The sequence below is a fragment of the Pseudonocardia xinjiangensis genome (assembly GCF_050948425.1).
Taxonomy (GTDB): domain Bacteria; phylum Actinomycetota; class Actinomycetes; order Mycobacteriales; family Pseudonocardiaceae; genus Pseudonocardia; species Pseudonocardia xinjiangensis.
In genome coordinates this window covers 3,093,641-3,105,558 of record NZ_CP192009.1, presented here as the reverse complement: position 1 = coordinate 3,105,558, position 11,918 = coordinate 3,093,641, and the positions used below count along the sequence as shown (strand labels likewise).

The window sequence follows — 11,918 nt, the reverse complement described above, 5'->3', positions numbered from 1 at the left end:
TCCGGAGAGTTCTCCACCTACGGTAGTGGAGAACTCTCCGGAACGCAAAGGGGGCGGCCGTGGTTCGCTCGGACGCACGCGAGAATCGGGCCCGCATCCTGGCGGCCGCCCGCGAGGCCTTCGCCGAGAGCGGCGACATCTCGATGAACCAGATCGCCCAGCGTGCCAACGTGGGGCCGGGCACCCTGTATCGGAACTTCCCCACTCGCGAGGCTCTCGTCCTCGCCATCTACCAACTCGAGGTCGACCAGCTCATCGACTCGGTGCCAGGACTGCTGGCCACGCTGTCCCCGCTGGAGGCGCTGCGGCGCTGGACCACCGACCTGGTGGACGCCATGCGGAAGAAGCACGGTCTCGGTGATGCGCTCAGCCCTGGCGCGCATCAGTCGATCACCGAGCAGACCTACGGTCCGGTGATCGCCGCCATCACACAGCTCCTCGACGCAGGCCGACGCGACGGCAGCATCCGGGCCGACGCGGATCCCCGCGACTTCCTCCAGCTCACCGGCGCCCTGTGGCGGGCAGCATCGGGGCCGGAGGACCGATCGCAGCCCATGCTCGGACTGATCCTCGACGGGCTCAGCAGGCGCCGGCAGCAGCCGTGATCCCCCCCGGCGTCACGCACGGGCACGGAGGGGCGGCTGGTCACTTGACGCCCCAGGCCACGATCAGCTCGCACGGGCCGGTGAACCCCGAGGGCCCCTCGAACCGCTCCAGCTCGGCTCCGATCTCCTGCCAGGCCGCCTCGCGGTCCTCGGGTGCGAGGCCGGCGAGCATCTGGTGCAGCGCGCCGAAGGACTCGCGTTCGAACCGGACGCACTCCGCGGCCGTGGGCATCCGGAGTGGCGCCCCGACGGTCTGCGTCCCGACGTCGCGGAAGCCGGTGCGGCGCAGGAGCTCGGCGAGCACGCCCTGGCCACCGAGACTGAACGGTCCAGGCTGCCCGGCCGCAGGTGGGGGCAGGCTCGCGCGTCTCCGGATGATCGACACGGGGGCGGCGAAGAAGGCGTTGCGCTCGGCGGTCGAGTAGACGATCGCGCCAACCCGGCCCCCAGGTCGCAGCGCGCGGTACTGCGCGGCCAGCGCACCCGCCTGGTCGGGCAGGTAGATCAGACCGAGGCGCGAGATCACGGCGTCGAACGCGGCCGCGTCGACGTCGAGCCGCTCGCCGTCGAGCTCCCTGGTCCGCACGTTCGTGAGCCCGGCGGCGGCCGCTTCGGACGCAGCGTGGGCGAGGATCGCGGGCGAGATGTCGGTGGCGAGGACGTGCCCGGCCGGGCCCACCCGGCGCGCTGCGGCAAGCGTCTGGCCTCCGGCGCCTGCTGCGACGTCGAGCACGGTGCTGCCGGTCCGGACGTCGGTCGCGTCCAGCATCAGCGCCGTCGCCTCGCCGAGCCAGTCCTCGATCGTCGGGCCCCACCTGTGCCAGGCCGCGGCGGCGTCCTCCCACTGCGCCCGGGTGGTGTTCTTGTAGCGGATCGGGTCGAACGTGACGGTCATGGCGATCTCCGTTGTGGTCGAAGGGTGCCTCACCAGAGAGGCGCCAGTTCCGGGGACGCACCCGCCAGGTTCCGCCACGCGGTTCGCCGGCCGTCCGTGGCGCTGTCCGGGGCGGCAGGTGCGGTGCACAATCTCGCCATGGCCTTCGTCGGCCGCACCAGACCGTTGTCCCGTGTGCTCGCGACCGTCGCGGACGCGTCACGGGGCCGGGCTCGCCTGGTCCTGGTCAGCGGGCCGGCAGGCATCGGCAAGACCACGCTCGTCGGCGAGGCGGTGCTGCGCGCAGGGCTGCCGGTCGGCTGGGGGACGTGCGCGGATGCCGAACGAACGCCGGCCATGTGGCCGTGGACGACCGCGCTGCGCGGCCTGTCGAGCGCGTTCGAACCCGCAGCCGCCGCGCTCACCGCCGCCGACACCGTGGAGCTGGCGCGGGTGCTTCCCGAGCTGGCACCGGCAGGGCCCGGGCCCCGTCCGGACGACCGGCCGGACACGGATGCGGCGAGGCTGCGGCTGTTCGACGCGGTCGCCCGGTTCGTCGAAGGGCTGGCCAGGCAGGGTCCGGCACTTCTCGTGCTGGACGACCTGCAGTGGGCCGATGCCTCGTCACTTGCGCTGCTGCGGTTTCTCGCGCGGCCCTACCGCCCGATCCCGCTGGTGATCATCGGCGCATACCGGGACGACGAGCTGGACGCGACCGCGGCCGCGGTGCTGGACGAGCTCGCCGCGCACAGCGAGCTGGTGGCGTTGCGCGGGTTGTCGCGGGACGAGGTGTTCGAGCTGGTGACGGACACGGTGGACGGCGCGGGGGCGCACCGCTGGGCCGACGAGGTGCATCGCCGCACCGGTGGGCACCCGTTCCTGGCCCAGCAGCTGACCGAGCTGCTCGCGGACCCCGCAGGGTCGGCCGGTGAGGTTCCGGCGGCGGTGCGCGAGGTGGTGGCGCACCGGACGGCGCGGCTGTCCGCCGGTGCCGTGGCGATGGTCGAGACGGCTGCGGTGGCCGGCACCGACCTGGTGCCCGACGTGCTCGGCGCGGTCTGCGGCGTCGACCAGGCGACCGTGGCGGCCCTGTGTGAGGAAGGGGTGGCGGCCGGGGTGCTCGCCCGTGACCACGTGCCCGCGCGGACCCGGATCGCGCACGACCTGTTCCGGGAGAGCATCGTCGCCGGGATCACGGTCGAGCGGCGGCTCCACCTGCACGGCCGCATCGCCGATGCCCTCGAACACCGGCACGAGCGCGGCGCCGCCGTGCTCGCGGCCGACCTCGCCCGCCACTGTGCCGCGGCGGTTCCGGTCGAGGGTGGGGTGCGCGCGGTCCGCTGGGCCCGCGCGGCAGCCGACGTCGAACGCCGCAGGCTCGCCTTCGGCGAGGCGGCCGGACACCTCGCCCGCGCCCGGCGCGCAGTGGAGGACGCCGGCGTGGGCGCCGGTCCGGCCCTCGTCGACCTGCTGGTCGAGGAGGCCGACGCCCAGGCGCGGGCCGGAGATCCGACCCGCGCCCGAGCACTGCTCGACGACGCGTGGCAACGGGCCACCGCGCTCGGTGACGGGGAGCGGCTGGGTCGGGTCGCGCTGGGCGTCCAGCGGCTCGGTGCGCGCTTCGCGATGCCGCGCGACGCCGTCGTCGCCGTGTTGGAGGGCGCGCTCGCCGCGTCGCGCGGCACCGGCACCGCTCTGGAGGCGCAGCTCCTCGCCGGTCTGGCGCGCGAGCTGCACCACTCGGTGCCCGAACAGCGGCCGCGGGCGGGGCCGCTGTCGGAGAAGGCGATCGACCTGGCTCGCGGGATCGACGACCCGGAGACCCTCCACTCCTGTCTGCTCGCCCGCCACGACGTGCTGTGGACGCCGGGCCGCGCGGCGCAGCGGGTCGGCATCGCCCGGGAGATCACGCAGCTCGCCGAACGCGCCGGGGACGCCGAGCGGCACGCGGACGGGCTGCTGCTCACCGCCAACGCGCTGCTGGAGGAAGGCTCGGCCGCGTTCCGCTCGGCGCTGGCCCAGTACCTGCACGCGGCCGAGCAGCTGCGCCAACCCCACCACGACTACCTGGTGGCGACCCGTCGCGGCGCACTCGCGCTCATCGATGGCCGGCTCGACGACGCCGAGAACCTCATCGGTGACGCGAATGCGCTCGGCGAGCGCATCGCCGAACCCGATGCCGGCAACGTGCGCATGTCCCAGCAGCTGGGGCTCGTACGAGCGCGTGGTGACCCTGAGCGGCTGCGGGCCACTGCCGCCGAGGCCGTCCGCTGGTGGGTCGGCGTGCCCTCGCACGCCCATGCGGTGGCTGCCGGGTTCCTCGTGCTGGCCGGTGACGAGGCAGACCTCGAGGCCGCCCGCCGCGCCCTCGACACCGTCCTCGCTCTGGACACCTGGCGTGCCGACCGGTCCTATCTCTGGTCGGTGTTCGTCGGGTCGATGACCACCGCGGCGATCGGCCTACGCGACCACGACGTCTGCACCCAGCTGCTCGCGGAGCTGGGGCCGGTGACCGGCAGCTGCGGCGTCAACGGCGCGCTGGTCTGCTTCATGGGCAGCAACGCCCACTGGGCCGGGGTGCTCTCCGGCGCACTCGGTCGGCGGGCCGACGCCGAGCGCTCCCTGCGGCAGGCCCTGGCTGTGCATCGGCGGCTCGGCGCGCGCCCGTGGGAGGCCGAGACCTGCCTGGAGCTGGCCAGGCTCACCGCCTCCCCGGAGCACGCCGAACGCGCTGCCGCGCTGGCGGCGGAGCACGGTCTGCACGGTGTCGCCGCGCGCCTCGCCCCCTCCGTGGGACGCGTGACCCCGCACAGGTCCGGCGTCGCGGAGCTGCGCCGCGACGGCGAGCTGTGGCGGATCCGGTACCGCGACAGCACGGCCCACCTTCCCGACATCAAGGGCCTGGCCGATCTGGCGGTGCTGCTCGCCCGCCCCGGAGCCGGCGTGCACGTGATCGAACTGGCCGGGGCCACCACCGGTGACCACAACGACGGCGACCTGCTCGATCCCCGGGCGCGCGCCGCCTATCGCCACCGGCTCGCCGAGATCGACCGCGATCTCCAGCTCACCAGGGACGACCACGACCTCGGCCGTGTGCAGGAACTGGAGTTGCAGCGCACGGCGCTGCTCTCCGAGCTGCGCCGGGCCGCCGGGCTCGCCGGTCGTCCACGCGCGCTCGGCTCGAGCACCACGGAACGGGCGCGCAAGGCCGTGACCGCGCGGATCCGCGACGCCATCCGCCGGATCGGGCTCGTCCATCCCGAGCTCGGCGGGCACCTGGACCGCTCCGTCCGTACCGGGACACGGTGCTGCTACCAGCCCACCGAAGCGGTCACCTGGACGCTCGCACCACACCGGGGCTAATCCTGATGTTGATAATGATTATCATTACTTCATGCCTCCCACCACCCGTGTCCCCGTCACCGTGCTCTCCGGGTTCCTCGGAGCCGGCAAGACCATGCTGCTCAACCACGTGCTGGGCAACCGGGAGGGCCGCAAGGTCGCGGTGATCGTCAACGACATGAGCGAGGTCAACATCGACGCCGCCCTCGTCGCCGGCCAGGGCAGCCTGGACCGCACCGAGGAGAAGCTGGTGGAGCTGACCAACGGGTGCATCTGCTGCACCCTGCGCGAGGACCTGCTCGAAGCGGTGGGTGAGCTGGCCCGCGGCGGCCGCTTCGACACCATCCTCATCGAGTCCAGCGGCATCTCCGAACCGATGCCGGTGGCCGCCACGTTCGACTGGACGTTCGAGGACGGCACCAGCCTGTCCGACCACGCCCGGCTCGACACGATGGTCACCGTCGTCGACGTCGCCGGGTTCCTCACGTCCTTACCGACGGCGGGACAGTAGCCAACCCGGGCGACCAGGAGTGCACCTTGTGATCTATGGCGTGCGCGACCTGCGCGCCGCGGCGGAGGCGGAGCGCTAGAGCACATTGCTCGCACCCGGCAGGGCGCGGACCCCGAACGCCATCACCCAGCACAGCGGCACCCCGAGGACGGCCAGCAGCGCGAACTTCACCACGGCAGGCGCCTGCACGTCGCTGGGCGCCTGGCCCGTGGCCGGACCGGGTTCATCCCGCACGATTGACCAGATTGCCGCTTATGCCCGGACAGAAGATGCCGATGGGCGGTTCCCCCGGCGAGAGGGAACCGCCCATCGAGCGGTCGGGACCTCAGATCACGTTCCGAGGAGGGCCCGCCCGACGAACTCGCCGTCCGCGCATCCCGGTGGGATGACGAAGGCGGCCGACCCGACATGGGTGACCCACAGGTTCATCACGTCGGACTCGGCGAGGCGGGCCTGCACCGGCACGAACGCGGTGGCCGCGTCCGCCTGGTAGGCGGCGAAGAGCTGACCCGCATCGGGCGCGCCGTCCGGAGTGGGCCCGTCGTCGTAGCTGTAGCCGCGCCGCAACATCCGCTCGGCCGGAGTACGCGCCTTGGCCCGGACGACGTGCGCGCTCGCCGCCACCATCGGCATGCCGCGCTCGTCCACCACTCGCGGATCCACCTCGTCGAACTCGCCACCACCGGTCACCGGGGCGCCGGTGTCGAGCCGGCGGGCGAGCGCCATCTCCTTCCCCACCCGGCCGAAGTCGTCCCACGTGTCCAGATCCATCCGTATCCGCCGCAGCACCAGCACGCTGCCGCCGACGAACCACGACGGGCCGTCGCGCACCCAGACGGACTTGGCCAGCTCCGGGGAACCGGAGGCGGGGTTGGCCGTGCCGTCGCGCTGGCCGAAGAGGTTGCGCGGCGTCGCCCCGGCCGGCTCCGACCCACGGGCGGGGTTGAACCCACGCTGGACCCAGCGCACCGAGGCCATGCTGCGAGCGTCTCTGACCAGCCGGCGCACCGCGTAGGCCAGCGGCACCGGATCGTCGGAGCAGACCTGCAGGAGCAGGTCACCGCCCGACCATCGTGGGTCGAGCCGGTCGGTCGGGAACGCGGGTAGCTCCCGGACGACGGCAGGGCAGTCCCCCGCACGACCGATCGCATCGAACAGTCCCGGGCCGAACCCGAAGGTCACGGTCAACCGTGAGGGCAGGACCGCGAGCTCCTGGTCCTCGGCCGCGAGCGGAGCGCGCCCGCTCATCAGCCGCGCGGCGTCATCACTGAGCAACCGCATCAACCGACCCACCTCGGCAGGCCCGCTGCCGGGGTTCAGATCGAGCCCGAGGAAGACGGCATGCGCCTGCGCCGGAAGGGTGTCGATGCCCGGCTGGTGGACACCGTGGAACGGAACGGTCTCGGCACCCACCGGTGCCACCGCGACCGGCCTGACCTCCGGGTCGCCGTCCCGGACCGCGAGCGCCGCCGCGGTGCCGCCGCCGACGACCGCGGCAGCACCTCCCAGCAGCAGGGCCCGGCGACGAAGCGAGGGACCCGGCGCGCTCATCCGCCCTGCCCTCCCGACATGTGCATGCTGCCGGCGCCGTCGTCGTAGTTTTCCTCCCCACCACTGGTCTCCTTCGCCAGGGCCGAGAACCGGGTCGTGGAGCCGTCGGACAGGGAGAGCGTGACGTCGATCTGGTCACCCGGGCGGATCGGCGAGGCCAGATCCATGATCATGATGTGGTCCCCTCCGGGAGCGAGCACGTGCGGTGTGCCGGGCTCGATGACGAAGCCGTCGCCCTTGGGCCGCATCGTCATCGCACCGTCGGCACCGACGACGACCTCGTGCAGCTCCGTACGCGACGAGGCCGAGGTCTGAGCGGACAGGACGGTCACCGGTGTGGACCCGGTCGTGCTGAACGTGCCGAACGCCGCGGTCGTCCCCGACTCGGCGGTCTTGACCCACGGATCGGCGACCGTGACGGCCGGCGCCGAGACGGCTGGGGATGCGGCGGATGCGGATGGGGCGGCTGCGGGTGACGGGTCGCCACCGGCGCACCCCGCGATCCCGATGACGCAGGCGGTCGTGATCACCAGGAGCGGGCCGCGAAGCGGACGTGCGGAAACAAGCATGCGAGATCCCTCGGATTCGGTGTGTGGATCCGGCCGGACGACCACGCCCTGGCCGGCGAAGCGCGCCGCGGCGCACCGAACCGGGATGGGAGATCCGGTCAGGCGTGCGTCGCGAGACAGCGATCCGGGGGTCCACGCCTGCTGAGGTCGTGCAGCGTCACCGTGGGACGCGGCCGCGGGACGTCGCCGGGAGGGACGATCATGAGCCGGCGCACCGGCAGCGGCCGGAACGGCCGCAGCAGCGCCACCGGCACGAGCACGCGGGCGACGCGCGTGATCAGTTGCTCGCCGCGGACGAGGAGAACCGCGAGGACGAGGGCCGCGAGCCCGTGCGCGACGAGCATCGGCGGGGACGGGAGATGGCTCACGTGCGCGGCATGTGCCGGGCCGGCGATCATGAACGAGCCGTGCAGCGCCACCTGAGCCGAGAGCAGCGCGACGGCCGTGGCGATCGCGCCCCGTGGCCGGCGGGCGAACGTCGACGAGGCCGCCTCGACGAGGACGCCCAGCACCAGGAGAAGCGTGACGTCGGGTGCCTCGCCGCCTGCGGTGACGTGCGCACCGAGGGCGAGGCCCACCGCACACGCCGCGAACGCCGCTGAGCGGACGCGCCGGGCGCCGCTCGACGTGGGCATGACGGCGGAGTCTACGTCGGGATGATCCGACGAACGCCTGCAACCCGACAGAACGGTCAGCCGCGTGAGTGCCGGATCAGGCGCGGGCCCGGAAGGTGGCTCGGTACGTGCGTGGACTGACCCCGGCGAGGCGACGGAACTGGGTGCGGAACGTGGTCGCACTGGCGAAGCCGGTTCGCCGAGCGATGGTCTCGACCCCGTGGTCGGTCATCTCCAGAAGTTCCTGCGCATGGCGCGGGCCAGTTCGTCGAGCCCGTGCTTCGGCCACCGACCGGGTGCCGACTCCGGCTCCAGCGGGGCGACCGATTTGGGCGTCTGATCCACTACACTTAATCGGAGTCGAGTCCGGTTGCGGCCGTAGCATAAGTGGAGTCGCTTCCGCTTGCAAGGAGGGAACCATGCCCCGCCCACTTCGCGCCGATGCGCAGGCGAACTACGAGCGCCTGCTCGAGGTGGCTGCGCGCACGTTCGCCCGCGAGGGAGCCGACACGTCGCTCAAGGCCGTCGCCGCCGAGGCAGGAGTGGGGATCGGGACGCTCTACCGCAGGTTTCCGACGCGGGAAGATCTCATCGAGGCGACCTACCGGAACGAGACGACACGCCTGTGCGAGTCGGCATCGCGCCTGCTGGAAGACCACTCCCCCACCGACGCCTTGCGAGCATGGATGGAAGCCTTCGTCGACTACATGCTGACCAAGCAGGGCATGGCCGATGCGCTGCCCGCGATCCTCGCAACCCGCGAGGGGCTTCGCCTGCACAGCCGCGAGGTTCTCCACGATGCGGTTGCGGTCCTGCTGACCCCCGGAATCGCGGCGGGCGACTTCCGCGCGGACGCGTCGGCACCGGACGTACTCATGGCACTCGGGGGGATCACCCTCATCAGCGGCCACGAGCATCAGCGCGACCTCGCATCACGGCTGATCACCCTGCTGCTGGACGGCCTCGTCGCCCGCCGCACCAGTCCGTCCGGGGCAAGGAGGAGCAGGCAGGGGCAACGCACGTCTCCCCCCGCCGCACCATGATCGGATGCAGCAGGCCCCGCGGGTAGGAGCGGACCGCACGTCGCGCCCGAGCCGCCCGCGGGCATCGACCCGGACGTGCCGGACCGGCAGATGTGACACGCGACGCCGTTGCAAGCGGAGCTGGTTCCACTTACGGTGCCGGGCATCCGGACTCGGCTCCGCGCACCCCCGACGGCCGGTGGACGAACTGGTCGATCTCGCGGGTCATGATGCTCGACGGCACACACATGACAGGGCTCGTGCGGCCGAGACAGCACCTCGGGATGATCTGGCGCGAGTGGGAGGCGACCGGTCGACCCATGCCGTACGCGCTCGTCCAGGGTGGACCGCCGGGGGTCCCGGTCGTGGGCGGCATCCCACTGCCGGCGGGTGCCGACGAGGTGGCCTACCTGGGGACTCTGCTGGAGCGCCCGGTCGACGTGGTGCGGTGCGAGACGTTCGATCTCGAGGTGCCCGCCACCGCCGAGGTCGTCATCGAGGGCTACCTGTCGGCCACCCGGGACAGGGTCGGGGATCCCTTCGCGGAGTTCCACGGGTGGGCGTTGGAGAAGACCTCGCCGCAGCCGGTGTTCAGCATCGAGGCGGTGACGTACCGCAATGATCCGATCTGGCTCCTGGCTGCTGCCGGCCGTCCGGTCGACGATTCTCACGTGGCGCCCGGGGCCGGCATCTCGGCCGAGATCGTCGCCATAATGCGCGCCGCCGGGCTGCCGGTCACCACGGCGTGGCTGGCGCTGAGCACGGCCTGCCACTGGGCGGTCATCACCGTTCCGCCGGACTGGCGCCGCACACTACCCGGGGCTGGACGCCGCGGGATTCGTCCACCGCATCGGTGAGGTGCTCAGCACGACGCGGGTCGGGCGACTCTCCCCCGTCACCTATGTCCTCGACGACGACATCGATCCCTCCGACGACGCCGATCTGCTGTGGGCCGTCGGCACCCGGATCCGTCCGAAGCGCCGCCAGGAGTTCTGGGAGGGCCCGGTCATGGCGTGGTACCCGTGCTACCTCGAAGAGGAACTGCACGCCGGCCGCGGCGCGACGGTCGTCCACGACGGACCGCTCCCGGCCCCCGGTGAGGGGCGCGTCCCGCCGGCGACCTTCGCCGGTGCCTACCCACCCGAGGTGAGGAAGCGGGTGCTCGCAGCCGTGGCGCAGACGAGCCAGCTGTAATGCCCAGGCGGGTTGTTGACCCGGCTGATGAGTGGGTGGCCACCGAGCGCGGTGTGGCCGCGGTGGGCCGGTGCGGGTCTGGCGGGCCGTGGCGTGTCGGACGGCGTGGAGCGATCGGCAAGCCCGGCAGGCCGTCGCCACGAGCGCTGAACGGCCGTTGACCTGCGACGACCAACATCGATTCGAACATATGTTCGAGTATGATGGAGGGGTGTCGGACAGCCCGCTCACCACCGCCCATCGCCTCCTGGTGGAGGCGATCGACGCGCTGTCCGCGGCCACCGACTCCGCTACCGATGACGACCTGCTGTCCGTGCTCACCTTGTGCGAAGGCACCAGCCGGCGGTTGGACCGGGTCGTCGTTGCCACCGTGGCCACGCTGGAGCGGCGGGGCACGTTCGCCGAGCGGGGCTACACGTCCACCTCGGCGGCGTTGGGGGATCTGCTCGGGTGGGAACGGTTCGAAGCCCGCACCCGGGTGGTCGCCGCCGAACAGGTCTACCCACGGGTGAGCCTCGACGGCACCGCACTACCCGCGAAGCTGCCTGCCACGGCAGCGGTGTTCGCCGCCGGCGCCACGGGTCTGCGGCACGTCGCCGTGATCGCCCGCGTGTTGGCGAGCCCGGCCGCGGAGCGGCTCACGCCCGACGTGTGGGCCGGTGCCGAAGCCCAACTCGCCGACAAAGCCGCGGTCTATACGCCCTCGGAGCTGCAGACCTGGGGTACCGCGCTGGTCGAGGCCCTCGACGAGGACGGCGCCGAGCCCGACGACCGCCGACCCGCCCCGGTCAACGAACTGCACCTGCTCCGGCACCGCGGCAAGCCCGGCGGCACCCTGAAGGGCCGGTTCGATGACGCGGCCATGTTCGACGCCATCGCCACCGTGATCGACGCCCACGCCCGACCCGCCAGCGGCGACGAGCACCGCAGCCTCGCCCAGCGCCAGGCCGACGCCCTCGCCGACGTGTGCGGGTACGTGCTCGACCACGGCGACGTCCCCGAGTGCGGCGGGCGCCGCCCACACCTGAACGTGCTGATCCGGCTCGAAGACCTGGAGAACCGGGCCCGCGCCGCCTGCCTCGACTTCGGCGGCACCCTCACCCCGGAATCACTGCGGATGCTGGCGTGTGATGCCGCGGTCGTGCCGGTCGTGCTGAACGGGAAGGGTCAGCCGCTCGACGTCGGTCGGGCCACCCGCACCATCCCCGACGGCCTGCGCCGTGCCATCGCCGCCCGTGACCGTGGGTGCGCCGGCTGTGGGCGGCCGCCGTCATGGTGCGAGGTCCACCACATCACAGCTTGGCAGGACGGCGGCGACACCGCCCTGCACAACTGCGTGATGCTCTGCCGGGCGTGTCACCGCCTCCAGCACCACTCCGAGTGGGAAGTCCGCATCCGCGACGGGTTGCCCGAACTGATCCCACCGGCCTGGATCGACCCGCAGCGAAGACCCCGCCGACAACCACTCCTGCACCTCGCCGCATAAGAGGTCGCGAAGAGAGGCGCGGTCGGCAGAGCGTCTGTGATCACTGGGGTGACCTGTGCCAGCTAGCGCGGCAGCTACATCCGCCACCACGACCCGGCCGGCCGGCTCGGCCGCGGTATCTCCACTCTGTACGCATTCGAGGCATTCTTC

The 11,918-nt window shown here is 72.5% G+C and carries 12 protein-coding genes and 1 pseudogene; 7 read left to right on the top strand and 6 right to left on the bottom strand.

The features are described from left to right. Nucleotides 1-59: 59 nt before the first annotated feature. Complete coding sequence (locus ACQPZA_RS14745) at nt 60-605, top strand: TetR/AcrR family transcriptional regulator (protein WP_169394573.1); 546 nt, start codon at nt 60-62, stop codon at nt 603-605. Between the two features lie 40 nt (nt 606-645). Here the strand turns inward: ACQPZA_RS14745 and ACQPZA_RS14740 are convergent, their stop codons facing one another. Then, nucleotides 646-1,500: a class I SAM-dependent methyltransferase gene (locus tag ACQPZA_RS14740; protein ID WP_433281405.1), complete on the bottom strand. Its 855-nt coding sequence runs from the start codon at nt 1,498-1,500 to the stop codon at nt 646-648. A gap of 138 nt (nt 1,501-1,638) precedes the next feature. Here ACQPZA_RS14740 and ACQPZA_RS14735 point away from each other — a divergent pair, with 138 nt between their 5' ends. Together ACQPZA_RS14735 and ACQPZA_RS14730 are read left to right on the top strand one after the other, a co-directional pair. Next, nucleotides 1,639-4,842 (top strand): ATP-binding protein, encoded by a 3,204-nt coding sequence (locus tag ACQPZA_RS14735; protein WP_433281403.1) that lies wholly within the window; start codon nt 1,639-1,641, stop codon nt 4,840-4,842. Between the two features lie 31 nt (nt 4,843-4,873). After that, a pseudogene (locus ACQPZA_RS14730) lies at nt 4,874-5,314 on the top strand (GTP-binding protein); the annotation flags it as partial. Nucleotides 5,315-5,407: 93 nt separating this feature from the next. Here ACQPZA_RS14730 and ACQPZA_RS14725 read toward each other — a convergent pair. The 5 genes from ACQPZA_RS14725 to ACQPZA_RS14705 form a co-directional block, all read right to left on the bottom strand. Next, nucleotides 5,408-5,566: a hypothetical protein gene (locus ACQPZA_RS14725; protein ID WP_433281402.1), complete on the bottom strand. Its 159-nt coding sequence runs from the start codon at nt 5,564-5,566 to the stop codon at nt 5,408-5,410. A 96-nt stretch (nt 5,567-5,662) separates the two neighbouring features. Then, entirely contained in the window at nt 5,663-6,883 is a 1,221-nt protein-coding gene (locus ACQPZA_RS14720; RefSeq protein ID WP_433281400.1) for a Dyp-type peroxidase, read from the bottom strand. Further along, nucleotides 6,880-7,452, bottom strand: a complete 573-nt coding sequence (locus ACQPZA_RS14715) for a copper chaperone PCu(A)C (protein ID WP_433281398.1) — start codon at nt 7,450-7,452, stop codon at nt 6,880-6,882. The genes ACQPZA_RS14720 and ACQPZA_RS14715 overlap by 4 nt, the downstream gene beginning before the upstream one ends. A gap of 98 nt (nt 7,453-7,550) precedes the next feature. After that, nucleotides 7,551-8,087, bottom strand: a complete 537-nt coding sequence (locus ACQPZA_RS14710; protein ID WP_433281396.1) for a hypothetical protein — start codon at nt 8,085-8,087, stop codon at nt 7,551-7,553. Nucleotides 8,088-8,163: 76 nt separating this feature from the next. Continuing rightward, nucleotides 8,164-8,451 carry a helix-turn-helix domain-containing protein gene (locus ACQPZA_RS14705; protein ID WP_433282817.1) on the bottom strand — a complete coding sequence of 96 codons (288 nt, stop codon included), beginning with the start codon at nt 8,449-8,451 and terminating at the stop codon, nt 8,164-8,166. Between the two features lie 34 nt (nt 8,452-8,485). Here ACQPZA_RS14705 and ACQPZA_RS14700 point away from each other — a divergent pair, with 34 nt between their 5' ends. The 4 genes from ACQPZA_RS14700 (at nt 8,486) to ACQPZA_RS14685 (ending at nt 11,768) form a co-directional block, all read left to right on the top strand. Then, a complete protein-coding gene (locus ACQPZA_RS14700) occupies nt 8,486-9,109 on the top strand; it encodes a TetR/AcrR family transcriptional regulator (protein ID WP_433281394.1) in 624 nt (207 codons plus the stop codon). 92 nt (nt 9,110-9,201) lie between these two features. Beyond that, nucleotides 9,202-9,945 carry a UbiD family decarboxylase domain-containing protein gene (locus ACQPZA_RS14695; protein ID WP_433281392.1) on the top strand — a complete coding sequence of 248 codons (744 nt, stop codon included), beginning with the start codon at nt 9,202-9,204 and terminating at the stop codon, nt 9,943-9,945. Between the two features lies 1 nt (nt 9,946). Beyond that, nucleotides 9,947-10,282: a hypothetical protein gene (locus ACQPZA_RS14690; RefSeq protein WP_433281390.1), complete on the top strand. Its 336-nt coding sequence runs from the start codon at nt 9,947-9,949 to the stop codon at nt 10,280-10,282. A gap of 211 nt (nt 10,283-10,493) precedes the next feature. Beyond that, nucleotides 10,494-11,768 (top strand): DUF222 domain-containing protein, encoded by a 1,275-nt coding sequence (locus ACQPZA_RS14685; protein ID WP_433281388.1) that lies wholly within the window; start codon nt 10,494-10,496, stop codon nt 11,766-11,768. Nucleotides 11,769-11,918: the final 150 nt, after the last annotated feature.